General features: G+C 39.2%; 17 protein-coding genes. 1 reads left to right on the top strand and 16 read right to left on the bottom strand.

What is annotated here, in order from left to right:
• Positions 1–91 precede the first annotated feature (91 nt).
• The 3 genes from B4Q04_RS09340 to B4Q04_RS09330 all read right to left on the bottom strand — a co-directional run bounded on the left by B4Q04_RS09340 (position 92) and on the right by B4Q04_RS09330 (position 3,277).
• The gene (locus B4Q04_RS09340; RefSeq protein WP_013995617.1) at positions 92–463 is read right to left on the bottom strand and encodes a hypothetical protein; all 372 of its coding nucleotides are present in this window, start codon (positions 461–463) and stop codon (positions 92–94) included.
• Positions 464–489: 26 nt separating this feature from the next.
• Complete coding sequence (locus B4Q04_RS09335) at positions 490–1,470, bottom strand: hypothetical protein (protein WP_013995616.1); 981 nt, start codon at positions 1,468–1,470, stop codon at positions 490–492.
• Between the two features lie 157 nt (positions 1,471–1,627).
• The gene (locus B4Q04_RS09330; protein ID WP_088696638.1) at positions 1,628–3,277 is read right to left on the bottom strand and encodes a serine hydrolase domain-containing protein; all 1,650 of its coding nucleotides are present in this window, start codon (positions 3,275–3,277) and stop codon (positions 1,628–1,630) included.
• Between the two features lie 417 nt (positions 3,278–3,694).
• Here B4Q04_RS09330 and B4Q04_RS09325 point away from each other — a divergent pair, with 417 nt between their 5' ends.
• Positions 3,695–4,306 carry a DEAD/DEAH box helicase gene (locus B4Q04_RS09325; RefSeq protein WP_088696637.1) on the top strand — a complete coding sequence of 204 codons (612 nt, stop codon included), beginning with the start codon at positions 3,695–3,697 and terminating at the stop codon, positions 4,304–4,306.
• 15 nt (positions 4,307–4,321) lie between these two features.
• Here the strand turns inward: B4Q04_RS09325 and B4Q04_RS09320 are convergent, their stop codons facing one another.
• The 13 genes from B4Q04_RS09320 to B4Q04_RS09260 form a co-directional block, all read right to left on the bottom strand.
• Positions 4,322–5,869, bottom strand: a complete 1,548-nt coding sequence (locus B4Q04_RS09320) for an SDR family oxidoreductase (RefSeq protein WP_013995613.1) — start codon at positions 5,867–5,869, stop codon at positions 4,322–4,324.
• 250 nt (positions 5,870–6,119) lie between these two features.
• Positions 6,120–6,707, bottom strand: coding sequence for a DUF6515 family protein (locus B4Q04_RS09315; protein WP_013995612.1), 588 nt, complete (start codon positions 6,705–6,707; stop codon positions 6,120–6,122).
• Positions 6,708–6,946: 239 nt separating this feature from the next.
• A complete protein-coding gene (locus tag B4Q04_RS09310; protein ID WP_013995611.1) occupies positions 6,947–7,246 on the bottom strand; it encodes a hypothetical protein in 300 nt (99 codons plus the stop codon).
• A 302-nt stretch (positions 7,247–7,548) separates the two neighbouring features.
• Positions 7,549–7,740, bottom strand: a complete 192-nt coding sequence (locus tag B4Q04_RS09305; RefSeq protein ID WP_013995610.1) for a cold-shock protein — start codon at positions 7,738–7,740, stop codon at positions 7,549–7,551.
• A 397-nt stretch (positions 7,741–8,137) separates the two neighbouring features.
• Entirely contained in the window at positions 8,138–9,451 is a 1,314-nt protein-coding gene (locus B4Q04_RS09300) for a DEAD/DEAH box helicase (protein WP_088696636.1), read from the bottom strand.
• Positions 9,452–9,454: 3 nt separating this feature from the next.
• Positions 9,455–10,786 carry a DEAD/DEAH box helicase gene (locus B4Q04_RS09295; RefSeq protein WP_088696635.1) on the bottom strand — a complete coding sequence of 444 codons (1,332 nt, stop codon included), beginning with the start codon at positions 10,784–10,786 and terminating at the stop codon, positions 9,455–9,457.
• A 125-nt stretch (positions 10,787–10,911) separates the two neighbouring features.
• Positions 10,912–11,361, bottom strand: a complete 450-nt coding sequence (locus tag B4Q04_RS09290) for a KTSC domain-containing protein (RefSeq protein ID WP_013995607.1) — start codon at positions 11,359–11,361, stop codon at positions 10,912–10,914.
• 142 nt (positions 11,362–11,503) lie between these two features.
• Positions 11,504–12,238, bottom strand: coding sequence for a LytR/AlgR family response regulator transcription factor (locus B4Q04_RS09285; RefSeq protein WP_013995606.1), 735 nt, complete (start codon positions 12,236–12,238; stop codon positions 11,504–11,506).
• A 36-nt stretch (positions 12,239–12,274) separates the two neighbouring features.
• Positions 12,275–13,282 carry a hypothetical protein gene (locus tag B4Q04_RS09280; protein ID WP_088696634.1) on the bottom strand — a complete coding sequence of 336 codons (1,008 nt, stop codon included), beginning with the start codon at positions 13,280–13,282 and terminating at the stop codon, positions 12,275–12,277.
• Between the two features lie 17 nt (positions 13,283–13,299).
• Complete coding sequence (locus tag B4Q04_RS09275) at positions 13,300–13,854, bottom strand: YbhB/YbcL family Raf kinase inhibitor-like protein (protein WP_052725623.1); 555 nt, start codon at positions 13,852–13,854, stop codon at positions 13,300–13,302.
• A gap of 41 nt (positions 13,855–13,895) precedes the next feature.
• Complete coding sequence (locus B4Q04_RS09270) at positions 13,896–15,218, bottom strand: YHYH protein (RefSeq protein WP_013995603.1); 1,323 nt, start codon at positions 15,216–15,218, stop codon at positions 13,896–13,898.
• A 49-nt stretch (positions 15,219–15,267) separates the two neighbouring features.
• Positions 15,268–17,067 (bottom strand): ABC transporter ATP-binding protein, encoded by a 1,800-nt coding sequence (locus tag B4Q04_RS09265; RefSeq protein WP_088696633.1) that lies wholly within the window; start codon positions 17,065–17,067, stop codon positions 15,268–15,270.
• A gap of 169 nt (positions 17,068–17,236) precedes the next feature.
• Positions 17,237–18,211: a sensor histidine kinase gene (locus tag B4Q04_RS09260; RefSeq protein WP_231854776.1), complete on the bottom strand. Its 975-nt coding sequence runs from the start codon at positions 18,209–18,211 to the stop codon at positions 17,237–17,239.
• Positions 18,212–18,268 lie beyond the last annotated feature (57 nt).

Below are 18,268 nucleotides of genomic sequence, written 5' to 3'. Positions count from 1 at the left end.
GCGAAAACAAGCCCAAGTATCTGTAAACGGTTATTTACTTTTGTAATACAATTAATTTGAGTGACGTATTTATATCATCATTATCTTCAAACTAAATGTTTTTTGATATTTCAGCATATTGCATTCCTCGTTTCTTTGGTCTTACATCAAACCCCATTTTACTATAAAACCCAATTAAGACTTCTGGTGGAGAATAATCGGGGTTGTTAGTTAGCTCACCAAATATTTTTTTAAAACCGTTTTTCTTTGAACATAATTCAAATTCAGTTAGAACATTTGTTCCTAAGCCTTCCCTTTTTCTAAATACCTTAAAATCATAAATTTTAATACTGGTTTCTTCAAAAATGCCGTAATTCAGCAAAAATGCCCTAGATCCATCTGAAAAATATCCGCTCACCTCTATTTTTTTCTTGTTCAATGAAACGTTTAAATTTTCATTGTTATGTATAATATTTTCTATCATTTAATTGTAACCCTTTTTCTGCGTAGTTATTTTTTCGTCTGCTTTTGGATCCAATCCATAAGTTCATCTTTATTTATGGCATCCCAAGTTGATTGAGTATTCTTTTTTTCTGATGGATTGTCTTCGGGTTGTAAAACAATTAATTCTGTGTTTTTATTTCCATCCAGTTCCAATTCAGCTAAAAATCCAACCATGTCTGTCGCATTATTCTCGTATAACGTTCTTAGTTGTTTTGTCAGCTTATATTTTATTGCGGGTTCAATATAGGCTCGAATATTATAGTCTTTATAAATCTTAACATTTTCATTCTTTTCATCAAAATAACTATACGATGAGAAGTTGTAATAATTTTCGGGATTTGTTTTTGGTGTTCCTCCCAAGTTCGTTTCCAATAGATAGTTTATAAATTTTGGTTCCCAAAGGTCAATTCGGTTAATTCTTATATCTCGTTTATGTTGATACCATTTTCTTGTAAAATCCATCGTAAAATTGCAAATGACAATACCATTTATATTGAGTTGAAATTCGAAATCACTCTCTTTCATAAATTTAATATACCGCATTGCTCGATGCCCTACTAAACTAGTTCCTAAAAAGAAAATGTTGTCATTTGGTAAATTTTGGGTAGTAAAGATTTCTTGAATTAGCTTATGCGTAGAAATCATAGATGATTTAGAAAAGTAAAAATCAAGAGGAATTTCGGTTGAAACAGATAATACCGCAAAGCCTTTTTCCGATGCTTGAGTATACATCTGCTTTGAGCTCCTGTTCTTATTGTCATACTTTGAATCTTCGAGGAAAATGAGCACACCTTTTATTTGCTTATTTTCAGGAAGCATTAGGGTATAACCTTTTTGAATAAAAGGCAAAAAGTCATTTTCTCCTATTCCAACCCTTATGCTATCATTTTTTAATGGTTCGTAGTATTCAACTATTTTCTGTGAAAAAGATTTTGTACAAAAAATAGTCAAGAAGAGTAAAAACAATACCTTAAAAGGTGTTTTCATTATCGTTTGTTTTAATGTTCGTCAATATGTAAGTTACCCCAAAAAAAATAGGTTGGCCAGTGGTCTAAAAGACAAAACCGCTTTAAAAAGCGGTTATACGCGCTATATTTTAGGAATTAGGAATTTGTGCAACGCTTACTATTGTTAGCCATAGTAATTATATTTTCTCAAATTCCAATCCCATAATTTTTATCGAAATTATCTCTCCATTTTTATTTCTTTTAAATTGTATTGGGTAATTTGGAATATTGAATAGGTCTTTAGATAATGTTTTCATTTCAACGCTGTATGCTCCTCGTCCATAATGTAATTGCAACTTACCATCTTCAAATTTAACTTCTTTAGCTACTTGTAAACTTTTATTTAAATAAATACCTTCAAGTTCTTTTAATTCTAATTCTGTATGCCCGTAAGGTTCAAATTCTTTGAATAGCCAAGGTTTTTCGTTTTCATTTGCATAAAATTTGTATTGTTTCTTATTTGCTTGAGTATCAAACTCAATAATGTTGCCACCCATCAAAAACTTTTGACTGCCAAGAGGCTCTAATTTTCCTATTTCTTCCCCATCTCTTGTTTTTAAAACTAAAATATTTTCTTTTAGTTTAATTGTTCCAGTTCTTATATCTTCATATTCATTACCAAGAAAGATGTAAGAACCCTCATATTTTTTAAGCTCATCTTTAGGAAGTTCAATAATCACATTCTCTAACTTTTGATTCGTGTTATCTTGCTCTTTGTTTGTAATATATAAATCCACAAGCTGAAAGAATCGTTCTTCAAAGTCCTCTTCAAAAGTGTTTTGTGTGGTAAAAAACGCAATATCCAATTCTGGAAAGTACAAGTATTTCGAAACGAACCCTCCCATGATCATACCGTCAAATCCCATAGCGGAATAACCGTTATGTGTTTCAAATTCAACTCCTAACCCAAAGTCGATTATGGTTCCATCATTTAGCTTTGCTTTAGTATGCATTTTCTTCCACAATTCAGGTGTGCCGATAGTAGAATTACGAATTCCTTGATGCCAATTAAACATATCTTTTGATGTAGTCATAATTTGACCATCTCCATTGTAGATTGCAGAGTGCAAATGCATTTTGTAGTAAGCTCCTTCATCTTCAATATACCCTATAGCTCTATTTTTTATTATGTTGTACGTATTATTTTTTTTGATGGTACTTTCCATTTTTAGTGGTGAAAAAATATGCTCTTGTAGATATTCTACAAAAGGTTTTTCTGATACTTTTTCAATAATATTAGCAAGCAAAATGTAGTTTGCGTTAGTATATTCAAAATAATCTCCAGGTTTAAAGTTGAGCTCTTTTAAATTTACTATGATATTACTAACTCTAGATTGTGTAAGTAAGTCGTTAAAAGATAAATCTGTTAAATAGAAATATGGGTCAACTTCCGGTATTCCGCTAGTTTGATTTAACAATTGTTCTATAGTTGGGTCGCCTTTTTTATATCTAGGAAGCTTATCGATATATTTGTAAGCGGGTTCTTTTAAAGATAATTTCCCTTCATTCTCTAATAACAAAATTGCTGCTGCCGTAAATTGTTTTGCAATTGAACCAATATCAAATACCGTTTCATTTGTTATTGGAATACCATAATCAAGATTAGCCGTTCCATATTGTTTTTCAAGCAGGATTTCGTTCCCCTTAAACACAGCTATTGAAAATCCGGGTTGATTATTATTTACTTTGTATAGGCTGTCTACACTTGAAACAATACTTTGGGAAGTTGCTAAATTTGGAATCAGCAATGATAGTATTAGTAATATGTCAAACAGTTTTTTAGTCATCAATTTTCTTTTTCTAAAGACTTGATCAAGTTCTTAATGTTACAGTTGAGTGGGGGGTATTACGGCTAACAACAATGGGATATAGTTGTTGATGCCATCCTTTCTATAATACCCGCGATTCTATATCTTTCTTTTTTATACCCCTCTAATTTACCACCTCTACGAAGACCTACCTTACAGATTTACATAAGGCTTTTACATAAGTTTTTAACAGGCGCTACGCGATTGGGCTTTGGGGGCTGTTGTCTTGGCGTTCTCTGGCATGCTCCTGAAAGACGGTAATTCCGTTTTTTTTTAAGGCCGATCTTCAATTTAAAATAAGTTGTCGCCCATATTTCACTTTCCCCAATGGTTGTCCCTATCTTTGCGTTTTGGAACACATCGGATTAAGAACCTCAATTTTAGTAGATAAAGCGTATGCCCTTTAGAAAATTACATCCCCACTTGCTTGAGAATTTAGAGCGTTTGGAAATTGAAACGCCAACGTCCTTTCAAAAAAGTAGCATTCCCGTAATCAAAAGTGGTATAAATGTCTTTGCCTTCGCTAAGCAAGGCAGTGGAAAAACGACCACTTTGGTCTTGACCACCTTGCAAAAGCTAAAATGCGAGGCTATAGGAGACGCCCCAAGGGCGGTGGTTATGGTTGAGAACAAAGAGAAGGTGCTGGAACTGTACCAAACCTTTATAGAATATACCAAATACAGTTCGTTACGGGTGTATGCCAGCTACGAGCAGCTGCATATAGACGTGCAGAAGTCCGAAATATACTTGGGTATCGATATTTTGATTACCACGCCCAAAACGCTTCACAACCTGTTTCTGACCAATGGCGTAAGTATTTCCGAATTGAAAATCATTAGTGTCGACGATGCCGAATTCCTATCGAACAAAAAGGAAGCTACAGGCCTGATCGCCATGGCGGCAAGCATTAAGAAAAGCCAGTTTGTAATCTATGCCGAAAAAGCCCATCCGCAGTTGAAGCGCCTAGAAAATCACTTTATGGAACACTCCCGTACCGTCACGGCCTAAACGCCAAGCTTTTTACTACCAAGAAATCGGGAAGTAATCCTTTAGGAACTTTCCGCACCAGTGCTTTCCGGTATTGATACCGTCGAACAAGGGGTCCACTACCCTGGCGGCACCATCAACAATATCCAATGGGGGTTGAAAATCATGGACTTCCTGCTTTCTTTTGGCCAATTCCGCAGGGTCTTCATCGGTCACCCAGCCCGTATCTACCGCATTCATATAAATACCGAATTTGGCCAGGTCACCCGAAGCCGTATGGGTAAGCATGTTCAGGGCGGCTTTCGCCATATTGGTGTGGGGGTGTCGCGATTCCTTAAAAAATCGGTGGAACTTACCTTCCATGGCCGATACGTTTATAATGTGTTTTTGCCCGGTATTTTCCTTTTTCATGATTTCGGAAAGGCGGTTGCACAAGACAAAGGGCGCTACGGAATTTACCAATTGTACCTCTACCATTTCAGTGGTTTCAATGGCTCCCAATTTCAAACGCCAGCTATTGGTCTTACGCAGGTCTACTTGTTGTAAATCGGCGTCCAGTTCACTTTCGGGGAAGACCTCCTTGGCGACTAGGCTCGCGTCAAAACTATAGGGGATCTGCGACAATCTTGCGGAAGAGCGTAAACCGATGCCGGGTTCGGGACCGTGCCATGAAACGGGCATGTTCTTGTTGGAGGATGCCGCGGAAGTGAGTTCGTTAAGCTCTCCTAGGCAACTCCTATGGTCGGCCAGCACATCTTGCGCAAATTTGGGTAAGCTCTCAAAGGGCCTTTCTTCATTTAGCATGAGATGGGCATAGAAACCTGCCGGACGCCGGACGGTTTGGGCCGCATTGTTGATGAGAATATCAAGCTTTTCGTAGTTCTGCTCAATGTAGTTGCAGAAAATTTCCACGCTGGGAATATGCCTTAGGTCGAGTCCGTGTATTTTAAGACGATGGCCCCACTCCATAAAATCGGCCTCTTTGGAAAAGCGTAGAGCCGAATCCACGGGGAAACGGGTGGTAGCAATAACAGTGGCCCCTCCGCGTAAGAGCATTAGGCTGATATGGTAGCCGATCTTTAGGCGTGAACCTGTAATCACTGCCACTTGGCCCTTTACGTCGGCCGTTTGAAAGCGTTTGGCATAGTTTAGGTCTCCGCATTCGGTACACATGGTATCGTAGAAATGGTGGAGCTTGGTGAATTTGGCCTTACAGACGTAGCAGTCGCGGGGCGATTCCAATTCCGGAGTATCCTTTGCCGCTAGGTCGGCCGCAGCCAGTAATTTTGGGGCCACAAACACCGAGGCCTCACGGGCGTGTCGAATACCGGTCTGGTTACGGGCACTTTTGTCTTTGGCCGCTTGCTTTCGCTTGGCCGCTTTTTTGGCGTCTTTTTTTCTTCTCGAGAACTCTTCCCTACTCGGGCGGGATAATTGCCCCGACACCTTTATGAGCGTGGTTCTTTGTTCTTTTGGGATTTCGAATATCTGATCGGTGTCGGCCACCAATCGTTCTAGCACGGCAATACACTTCTCTACTTCCTCTAAGCTTACTTCTGGGCTTCCTTCCAACGCTTCACTCATCCTTCCTCCTGTTTTTATCGGAATAATTGTACTCCGTAATCGTAAAATTTTATGCCGCGCGAAACTACATCTTTATTTTGAAGGCTTTATGCAAAATGGGCCTTTTATTTTATGGGAAATGGGGCTGGTGAATTCCCTGTGATGACCGTTAATCGATACGATAGGCTTTTTGCTCGGCCGGGCCATAAAAAAGGGCCGCTACCCTTATGTCGGTAGCCGCCCTTTTTATTGCATACAGGTGTTTTTACGCTTACTCCATATCTATGATACCCACCACTTCATAGGCTCTCGTGCCATTTACCTGTACTTTTTCATAAAGGATGTTGGCGAACTCAAAATAGGTTTGCCCGTCTATATTTACTTTTTCATAACCATCGGGAAGCTCATATACTATGGTGCCTACTTCAGGCTCTACTACCTCGTACTCTGAGTTTACCTCGGTATAGAAGGTTCCGCCCACATAAAAATACACCCGGTTGTTAAAACGTACCCTTCGGTAATCTGAAGGAAGGGTTTTTATTCTAAAGCCAATTTTAGGGGCTATCACAATGTATCGTCCTCGTGATACGGTGTAAAATTTATTATTGGAATAGTAATAGTCATTGCCCTTGTGCCTAATAACCGTTCTGTTGGGCACGGTTCTTACCGATACCACCTTCTTTTTTGGGGTTCTGTAGACCACTTTTCTGCTCGATACCCTGTTCGGGGTGGTCTTCACTACAGTTTTGGTCGTTGTGACCTTTGTGCTAGTACGCTTACGGGTTTGGGCCGTAGCCGAAACAGTACATGCAATTAAAAATAAAGAAGCTACTACGTATGTTTTAATGTTTGTTTTCATGATGCATAAGATTTAAAAAGTTAAACTTTTAGGATTGCGATCACTACTTTGACACTTATTTTTCACCTCGGTTTAATTTCACATGGCTGTTTTTATCACAAACTAGACGAGGGGATGTTTTCAATCTATGAATTGGGGGATTCTATAGATGTAGAAAACCACGGTATTTTAAATTTAGGGTACAAAAAAGGCGTATTCGAATAGAACACGCCTAGTTATACGATACTTTTCCTCCCCTATTATTTCAGCAAAGCAAGAAGGCCTTGTAGTTCCGTAAGGTTAAGACTTGAATTGTTATCCGAATCCAATTGTTCAAAGTTCTCCGAAACCGAACCGATAGCTTCCGTTGAGCTGATGGCTTCGTTCTTATCCGTATCCAATAGGCTAAATAAACTGGCCACTTGTTGAACGGTCGAATTTGAGCTCAATGAACTCAACAGTGTTGCGGCATCCGCTACATTGGATGTGTTTACGTTCTTTACACTATTACAACTTGATAAAGCGGCTACGAGAGCCACCGATGCTATTACTTTTTTCATGACTTTATGTTTAGTACTTGTTTATAGAGCTGCAAAAGTAGTCTTATAAATTGAAGGGGAAGAAGTATATAGACCAATACCGCATTTATATCTATACAACTCTTAAAGTTATAGACGAATGGGGCGCTTGTCCTTATTAAATTTTTAATGGCTTGGGAATTGATCCGGATCCTTGGCTGGCCTAGTTGAGGCCGCCACAACGAAGGCACTGTGCATGTCGGGAAGCTGTTCGGGTAAAATTTTTGGGCACAAAAAAAGCCCATCGATTAAGATGGGCTTTTGTAAAACTTAAAGTATATGTATTAGATAACTTTTACGTTCACTGCGTTCAAACCTTTGTTGCCTTCTTGTAGATCGAATTCAACTTCATCGCCTTCGCGAATCTCGTCAACTAATCCTGAAACGTGTACAAAGTGATCTTTTTCAACGCCTTCTTCAGTGATAAAACCAAATCCTTTTGTATCATTGAAAAATTTTACTGTTCCTTTACTCATTGTAATGTAATTAAAAATTTATAGTACTTATTGTTTTGCAAAGATGGCGCCAATTTCCCAACATTCAACATTTTAATTTACTTATTTTCAACTTCTTATAAAACCAACTTTTAAGTATTCATTGAATTTCGGCCCATTTGGCCTAAATATGCACTCATTGTTCAATGATTATAGACGGTATTCTGTGGTAAGTTGTGGTTTTAGGAAGATATCCGTAAAATGTACTCGATTAAGATTAGGTGTTTTTTATGCCTTATCCATGTCTTTTTGCTCTTCAAAAGAGGGGTTTGGCCCCATTTCGGAGGGGGAATTTTAAAGGAAGCCGCTGATAGGTGACAAATAATCGGCGCCCAAGTTTAAGTTTTTCATTAAAATTAAGGGGCGATTATCGCTATTTTTACAAAATGGAAACGCGAACTTTCTTGTTCTTTAAGCGCGAGTTGTTCAATGTTCCGACTAACTGATCGGCAATCGACAAGGGAACGGCCACAAAGGCACAATCTTGTTTGAGCTCGATAACGCCCAACTGATCTTTTTTGATACCCCCTTGCTTAAAGAAGAGTCCGGCAATATCCCCTTTTGAGATCTTGTCCTTTCTGCCGCCGGAAATAAACAGGGTTTCCCACAACTGGGGTTTGCGGGCCGTTTTTTCGCCAATAGCGATACTTTCGGCACCTTTGATGAACTCGGGTACATGTTCATTTTTGTATTGCAAGACATAGGCCGTTCCTTTGGCATCTACACGGGCCGTTCTGCCATTACGGTGGGTGAATTCCTCTACGGCCCTGGGAAGTTCGTAATGAACGATATACTTCAACTCGGGAATATCTATGCCCCTTGCCGCCAAATCCGTAGCGATCAATATTCGGCTAGTGCCATTTCTGAATTTGATCAATGAACGTTCCCTGTCCCTTTGTTCCATCCCCCCTGAAAAACAGGTATATTGGATTCTGTTTTTATCTAAAAACCCGCTGACACGTTCGATGCTCTCCCTAAAATTGCAAAAGATGATTCCGGGTTGGTCGCCAAGGTGGAGCAGCAGTTCGGCCAAGGTCCGTAATTTATCCTTATCCGGTGAAATCACGGTTTTTATGGTCAGTTTCGATTCTTTTTTGGCCGCTAGGTAATCGATGGTTACGGCTTGGTCCAATCGAACGAATTTCGGAATTTCAACCCCCTGTGTAGCGGAAGTAAGTATACGCTTGTTCAGATGGGGCAATTGGTTGATGATCGTACTCATTTCACCTTCAAATCCCGTTTCTAGCGATTTGTCAAACTCATCCAAGACCAAGGTCCTGATATCCGTTTTAGAAAAACGACCGCTACCAAAATGGTCGGCAATCCTTCCCGGTGTACCTATGAGGATCGCTGGTGTATGCTTTAATTCAATTTTATCCTTGGAAATAGGTCGACCGCCGTATACCGCATTCACCTTAAAACCGGAGCCCATATCACGGACCACTTGTTCGATCTGTATGGCCAGTTCGCGTGAGGGCACTAAGATCAAGGCTTGTATTTCGGTACACTCGGGATCTAGGCTGTCGATAAGGGGCAAAAGAAAGGCCAAGGTCTTACCGGTGCCCGTTGGCGAAAGCAAAACCGTGTTGGTGGTTTTTGCAATGGTGTCAAGGGCTTCCTCTTGCATGGGGTTCAATGCCGAAATCTTGAGTTTCGCTAAAATATCCTGTTGATTACGAATGTTGTTGGCCATGGATCAGTGCTTTGAAGACGCCTCTATTTTGTGGTTGGCCGTGGTGTGGTGCATCACATGGTCGGCCAGTACTTTTTCTATCAATTCTTCCTTGGTCAAATGATGGAAAATGGTTTTTATTTTTTCCTTAGTTTCCGGGGAAAGGTTTCGGTTCGGTTTGGTCTTGAAAATTTTCTTGGCCCACAGTACCAAATTGGTTTCTTCCCTATCTTCGGCCCCTTGTTTTTTAAGTTCGTTGAAAACGAGTCCCAGTTCCTTTTCAAATTCCGGAATGTCTTTCCGTTCCTCTTCTTGGATAATGGTTAATGAAAGTCCCTTTGCCCCTGCCCTAGCCGTACGGCCGCTTCGGTGTACATAGGCTTCATAGGTGTCGGGCAAGTGGTAATTCACCACATAGGATATTTCCTTAACGTCAATACCACGGGCGGCCAAATCCGTAGCTACAAGAGTATCGATAAACCCTTCCCTGAACTGCCCCATGATCCGATCTCGGATTCCTTGGGTGAGACTACCGTGAATGGATCCGGAAGAAAATTTGTTGATGGCCAATTTCTTTGCCAGTTTATTCACTGCCGCTTTGGTCTTGCAGAAGATGATTCCGCGCTCCCCTTCTTTGCTATTTAAAAAGTGGAGCAGCACCTCGAGTTTTTCAATAGGTTCGACTACCATATATTTATGGTCGATGCCTTGGTGGCCCATTTGTGCCATATCGGCCTCTAGGTGCACTACGTGCTTCGACATATAGTTCTGTACCAATTGCTTTACCGTTCCCGGCATGGTGGCGGTAAAGAGCAATGTACGTCTCGATTTGGGCATCTCGGCATCTAGGGTATCCAAGTCCGTTTTCAGGGCGGTTACCATCTCGTCGGCCTCGTCTAAGACCAAGTACCTTAGTTTTTTTAGGCTAACGGCCTTCCGTTGGATCAGGTCGATCAATCGGCCGGGTGTAGCTACGATAATATGCGTTGTTTCCTTTAACCGTTCTATTTGTGGTTTTATGGGAATACCGCCACAAGCGGAAGCAATGGATATAGCGGGACTATGGGCCGCAAAGGAAACCAGGTTCTCGTAGATCTGTTGCCCCAATTCCCGTGTTGGCGATAGAATAACGGCCTGTACCTCTGTTTTATCGGTATGTATCAATTGAAGCAAGGGCAGGCCAAAAGCCGCGGTCTTACCGGTTCCCGTCTTGGCCAAGGCCACTACATCATCCTTTTGCTTTAATAAGACGGGAATGGTTTTCTTTTGAATATCGGTGGGAACGGAAATTTTTAGGTGGGCTAAACTCTGTAGCAGTTGTTCGTTGATCCCTAAAGCTGAAAATGATTTCGACATATGATAAATTTAAGCAAAGATAGGCAGGGGGCGTCGGCGAATTGTGTAAAAAGACGGACGATTTGATTGAAAAAAAGGGACTTAAAAGAATAAGCCCCTTTTGTAATGGTATTAAAAAACAAGGCTTAAGCTTCTTGAAGCGTACGTTTGGATTTTCTGTAAATGTAGTTTGGGTAAATGCTACGTTTCGCAAAACGGTTCAATTTATTGGAATTGACCATTTTCATATAAACGGGCTTGGTAACACCAAAATACTCATAGGTAGTACCGTCTAAAAAGGTAATTTCCAAAAGCATGCCCTTGTGTACGTAATCGGCAATACCCGAATTGTTTATCGTTTCGGTATAGGCTTCCAAATTTGCCGCTATGGTCTCAGGGGCGATACTCACCAAAAAGTGGTATCCGTCGATGATAGCTCGGCTATTGACTTCGGCCTCTTCGCGTTTGGCGTCGCCTTCTTGAAATTTATCCGGATGCCATTCCTTGACCAAATTGCGGTAGGTTGACTTAAGTGCCTTAAGTTCAATCTCCTTTTCAATTCCAAATAACTTCTTATACTGACCGATACGCTTCATAGACTTTTTTTTGAAGCGGCAAAGCTACGCCTTTATTTTGAACCACTTAGGCTTATTCGGGCTTTTATATTTTAGTGGGAAATCGGCTCTTTTCCTTTTTGGGTAAAAATCTAGATATACACTAGGACGATAATGGAAGAAGTCAGGTGTTCAATGAATTGTCATTGATAAACTCCAAAAACTTTGGCTTGTATTGCTCCGAAACCGTAATCCGCTGGTCGTTGATAACGATTTGGCTTCGCTCAACGACTTCAATGTTTTTTAAGGATACGATAAATGAGCGGTGTACCCTCATAAATTGGGCTTCGGGTAGTTCCTCTTCCAGATTTTTTAGGCTCATCAAGGTGAGCACCGGTTTGGGATTGTCTTTCAGCCATATCTTGATATAGTCCTTTAAGCCTTCAAAATAGAGTACATCGGAGAGTTTAATGCGCAACTGCTTGTATTCCGATTTTACAAAGAGAAATTCCTTTTCATCGGAAATCGAGGTTTTGTGTTGGCCTCGAAGCAGGGTAAACCATTCCAAGGCTTTGTTAGAAGCGGTCAAAAACTCGGCATAGTCGAAAGGTTTCAACAAATAATCCAAGGCTTCTACCTTAAAGCCTTCCAAGGCATACTGGTCAAAGGCCGTGGTAAAAATGACCCGGGTATGTTTGGGCAGCATTTTAGAAAATTCGAGTCCTGTAAGGTCGGGCATCTGAATATCTAAAAAGAGTAGGTCTACCGTTTCGGTTCGGATATATTCAATAGCTTCTATGGCGCTATTGCATTTCTTTTTCAGTATCAGATAGGGCGTTTTTTCCACATAGCTCTCCACTAGGTTCAGGGCCATAGGCTCGTCGTCTACGATCATGCACTTCAGTTGTATTGCTTCCATTTAGGTTTTGTTTTGACCAAAAGTAATTTTTTGTATTTAATCTACTGTGTACCTAACCAGTACTTCGTTGTCTAAAATTACATTGGTAGACCATATAAATCGGGCATCAGCCGCACTATTATCAAAAACATCCGTAAAATTGGTATATGCCGGTTTATTATCGACACCTATAGTATTGTTGGTAAACTCGGTTGCATTAGGCCATTCGCCATCATCAAAATCAGCCGATTGCCAATTTAAAGGTGTTTTCCAATGCAACGCGTAATACGATGTACCATCATTGGAGTCTTCGGTACTGCAAGCATCGCTTAACCTTAGGGATCCTTGTTCTGATGCACAGGACAAATCCCTTAAGGGTGCCGTGTAAAATGTTTGGGCCTTCCAATCGGAATTTGTTGTGGCAATTATATCACCTTTGGCATCTTTAAACACGGCGACCATACCGCCATCTCCCGGATGGAATGCCTGCCCCCTGTTGGCCTCGGAGCCCAAGCCACTGTTTTCTTCCCAATCGACCAATTTCATGGCTATCGTAAAAGGCCTGTTCACCTTAAATCGAAGGATGTTGGAATTGAACTGTGTAAAAGGCACATTGTCTTTTCCCACAGGAACGCCATTAATGTACATTTCAAAATAGTTATCGGCAAATACATAGGCCGTAATCAGTTCGCCATCGGCATCCACTTCTATTATATCCGTCCCATCCAAAGCGGCCAATGCCTCATCGGCAGATCGATATTCCACTTTTGTACAAGGATTAAACAAATCCGAAGCAAAAGGAAAGCTGTCATCGGTAAAATTAACCTCAGCGGGAACCGTCCATTGACTACCATCTGTTGCAGTAGATGTACCAATTGGCGCTTTTCTACCTCTATCACATTCAAATATGTTTTGAGTAAGCACGGTTGCCGGCCCTTGTGATACAGAAGCTATTCCTGTATAAGTTTCTGGATTTTCAGGTTTATTTTTTTTACTATTTTTGCACGCTATCAAGGTGAAACAGGCGAAAAAAAGCACTGGTATAAAGTTCTTTACGTACATCATTTTATGCTTGTTTTAATTTAATTAGAGTCTACAAATGTTAAAGTCGTCCTATCAATAATTTTCACGGTGGCCAATGCATTCATAAATACATTGTAATCTACACTTAAACTGTGTTCCCTAGGTAAGGAAGCAGGTGTTTCCGATAAGGCATAAAGGGCTATGGTGTATTCGTGTTTGCCTTTTCCACGAGAACAAGGCGATGTATAGGAAATGGCCGTACCATCTTTATTCGATCCCATAAACCAAGATCCTTTGGAAGCCATTTTATATGGTATTTCGGTTGTTTCAGGGTCAATGCCCCATAATAACAGATACGAATTGACCTCGGTCTTATCATCCTTTTTCGGATAATGGTACATAACGATGGCTAAAGATTTAGTGCCCTCAGGTACATTTTGCCACGAAAGCGGTATGGAGTTTTCAACATCGTTTACCTTCTCTTCACACTTGTAGGCATCCAATAAAACGCCATTCCCTATCGCGACACTTGTTAGTTTAAAATCGGAATGGATCGTTTTAAAATCATCGTGATTAACTTTTGTAATCGCTTTGTCCCGGTTTTTACAGGACATTAAACAAAGGAAACATATGGGGATTAAGTATTTTGAATAGCTCATTTTTGTCTCGGCTTATAGGTTTCAACGGTTGATGTACCATCGGGATTTATAAATTCATAGGTGTAGGTACCTGCGCTGTTCCAACCATAATTTATGGTATATTCCTTTGAATCCAGGCTGTATGTCAAGGCATATGAATTTTCTCCCAACGATTTAAAATCGATAATTTTAGCACCTCGTAAGGGTCTTAATGCAGGTCGCAGTTCCTGTGTTCTCGGTTGGGGGTACACCTGATTTTCGGGCGCTTTAGTTTTTGGGTCTAATTGTACTTCCCCTCTCATGCCCGCAATAAAATAGGGATATTCCTTAATGGTGTGGTATTGATACGAACCATCGGGGTTTGTTTTTCCTAAATAGGCATCCAAGGTGTCCGTTGTTTCACCATAGACAGGAAAACCATCTACGGCATAGGCCACGGGGTTGCCGGTGCCCACTTGATCTTGTAGGTGTAATGGCGGTAAATGATAATGATAATCGTCTGCACGACCACAATGTCCGCCCCAATTGTCCAATTCCCCAATAGCATTGGCATCTTCCCCCCTATTGTTCAAAGGGTTGAAAATGGGAATTCCGTTTACGGCAACGGCAATTGCACCTTTTAACAAATTGGTTTTTGTAGATAGCGGATGTTCCGCCATTTTTGGATGGATGGGAATGGCCCAACTATTATCTCCCGTGTAATCTTGGTTAATAGGAACTTGTTGTTGCCAGTTTGTTATACCTACCATCATGTCGTGATCCGGTAGGCCATTTGATGAAACATAGAGATAGTTTTCGTCTGAACGTGTTGTAACACCTTCAAACTTGCCAAAATAGGTTTGCATCAGTGAAACGTCATTTGATGGTACTTCCCTTCTCCCGGTTTTAGGGATGCTAGTGTCTTTGCACGATACAATTAAAACAACACCTAAACCAAGTACGCCATGGATCAGGTAAATTGATTTTTTTTGTTTTATCAATTTAAAAAGAGAGAAGCACAAAAGAAAAATACCCAAACCAATGAGCGCCCCATTATAACTTGAAAATGATTGCGAACCACTTTCAATAGTCGTATTGGTGTTTAAAGAATGGATATATTCACTTTTGTTTTTAATATACTTTTGATCTTCGTCCGAAAAATCTGAAATCTGAAAGATTCTAATAGTATGGTCGCTATCCAAAAGCCAAACTTCATCGTTTTCATATTTAATAAAATCGGCTTTGAATAATTTATTTGTTGCTAACTCCCATTGTTTTAATGGAATTCCATGTCCACCTTCATGAGCGGAAATAGAACTAAAAGATAAGACGACGAGGATAATTAAAATTAAATATTTCATAGTCTTTCGCTTTAATCTTTATAGTTGTTTTGAAATTAAAATCAGAAATTTATTCTTTTAATGTGTTTTTAATTTTATCAATATTTAAGCTATTTGCCATCGCATTAAATATTTTGAAATAAGCACTTTCATTATTATATAATGCTTCATGCGTACCCTGTTCGATAACTTTTCCTTTTTCTAAAACAATGACATTTTCGGCGTCAATTATTTGAGAAATACTGTGGGAAATAACGATTACCGTTCGCCCTTTTTTTATGGCGTCTAAACTTTTCTTGATTTTTTCAGTTGCTATGGCATACAAACTCGCCGTGGGTTCATCAAGAAAAATAATAGGAGGGTTTTTTAGAAATAATCGTGCTATAGAAACCCGCTGTTGTTGTCCTCCAGATAATAATGTTGCTTTTGAATTATAGCCCTCTGGCAATTGAATAATTTGCTCATGAATATAGGCTTGTTTTGCTGCTGCTACAACCTCGTCGTCTGTAGCATTTTCTTTTCCGTAAAGGATGTTTTCTTTAATGCTACCATTGAATATATGGTTCTTTTGTAATACCAATCCGATGTTATCTCTTAACCAATGCGTATCATACTCTTGTAAATCAACACCATCTAAAAGTATTTTACCTGAAGTGGGTGCGTAGAACTTATCTAACAAATTAATCACTGTACTTTTTCCAGCACCACTTAGACCAACTAGAGCATTTATCGTATTGGGTTTAAAAACCATGGAAACATCATAAAGGGCTTTAGTTCCGTTAGGATATGCAAAATCTACATTTTCAATTTCAAAAGTACCGGTGAATTTTTCGGGAATATAAGTACCACTTAATTCTGTTTCTTCATCGGCGTCCATAATTTCAAAAAACGCATCCGAATATATTATCGCATCTTGTACTTCGTCATATATGCGATGCAATTGTTGTATAGGTGCCGATACATTGTTAAATAGTAAAATATGAAACATTATGGCGCCGATAGTCATGCTACCATTTAAAACAAAATAAGCGGTTAATATGATAATAATTACGACTCCAAATTGTTCTGTGAATTTCTTCAATCCGTCAAATAAGAAACTTAATTTTCTTGTTTGTAATTGATTTTCAGTCATGTCTAACTGAATGGCTTCGTGCTTTTTACTTTCAAAACTTTCTCTTGTAAAAGATTTTATAACGGTAATAGAATTTATTAAACCAATAATGCCATTATTTTTTGTTTCTCTATACTTCCTCATGGTGCGTCTAAAGCCTTTCAATTTTTTAGCTTGTAGACTGCTTATGTAGAAGAAAAGTGGAATAATTGATAGACTCACTAATCCCACATATACGTTGGCGTTAAACATGATAATTAAAGCGACAAAAGCATTAAAGAATAAAGGTAATATGTCAATAAAAAAGTTTTTTACCAACTGCGTAAGGCTTGTAACGCCTAAATCTATTCTGGTTTGTAATTTGCCGCTTTCATTAGTTGGAGAACTGTAAAAGGCCATTTTGTAAGTCAATATGCGTTCTACAATGTTTTGCGCAAAGTCTTTTGAAATGTAAATTTTCATTTTTTCTCCATAGAACTTTTGACCAAATTGTACTAGTGCATAAAAACCTTCTTTTAATAGAAGAATAATGCTAATTATGGCTAATAGCGTAAACCCTTCTTTTAGTGTTTTATTAGCGTTACTTAAGGTTGTTAATTCATCAACGGTGTAGCGTAATACTAACGCATTAACCTGCGCCAATAATGCGCCAATTATGGTTAGGATTAAAGACGCAATGACCAATTTTCTATAAGGTTTAACGTAATCCCAAAGTTTTTTAAAAAGCTCTACAAGCGTTTGCTTAGAGGCATCTTTCATATATTAAAGTTTGAACGAATTGTGTCTATGAAATAAGATAACTTGAGTAAGGTTATTGTACTTATTTAATAACACTAAGAAATATTATTCACAACATAGTTATAATTGGATTAGAGTATTTGGTTTATCATTTTCAATACTATTCAAAAAAATATGGGCCCTATGATGCTTAGTTAGTTTCTATTGTTAGATGAACCCTATAAACCCCCGTTTTGAGTTCCTTTTCAAAGGTATATTTATTGGGATATAATAACTGCAAACGTTTTTCAAGATTTTTCAAGCCGATGCCCGAACCGCTTTTGTCATTGTCTTCTTTCGGGAAATTGTGGTTCTCTATAGTAAAGTTCACCGTGTTTTTTTGCGTCGTCATATCAATGGATATAATGCTTTCCCTATTGGCGGAAACCCCGTGTTTAAAAGCATTTTCTATCAAGGATATAAATAATAGCGGGGCAATTTTTATAGAGGGATCGGCAACCGGAAAACTAGATTCCACTTCCGTCTTGTCCGAAATCCTCAATTTCATAAGGTCAATATACTTTCTCATAAATTCAATCTCCTTGGAGAGGGGCACCAATTCCGTATTGGTTTCGTACAAAAGGTAGCGCATGAGCTTCCCTAGGCTATGAATGGTAGATTTGGCCTTTTCCGGGGAAATATCGACCAATGAGTAGATATTGTTCAGCGAATTGAAAAAGAAATGCGGCTGTAATTGATAGCGCAAATGCTGCAGTTCGGTCTGTAGTTTAAAATTAATGGCCTCTTTGCGTTCCGCTTCCGTCCTCATCCATTGCTTCGTGGTTTTTATCGCAATGGAAAAAAGTACGGGTGCCGCATAGGAAATCATCTGCACATATAGGAACAGTTTTATGGGCGGCCCATCTTTTGTATTATCACCCGGAGGTTTTCGCGTAAGATCTTGAAAAAAGAGGTCCTCTATCAGTTCTTTCAAAAACATAAAGAAAGCAATGGCCATAAGGTTGATAAGGATGAACCTAAGGGTTTTCTTGGGAAACAAGAACTTGTCTATCAGAAGGAAAAAATTGAGATAGAAAATAATCGCATAGAACAACATCGGGACCAAAAAGTGGGCGATAAGCCTATTGATATCCGGATCTTGCCCGTATGATAATATATAGGGCATACTAAATAGGACAAGCCATATCAGTAGATGCTGAAAGAATATTACTTTTTTGTTTTT

Source organism: Zobellia sp. OII3 (genome assembly GCF_002211465.1).
GTDB classification, from domain to species: domain Bacteria; phylum Bacteroidota; class Bacteroidia; order Flavobacteriales; family Flavobacteriaceae; genus Zobellia; species Zobellia galactanivorans.
Note: the sequence above shows the minus strand (reverse complement) of the source record. Positions and strands in the feature narration are given on the sequence as shown.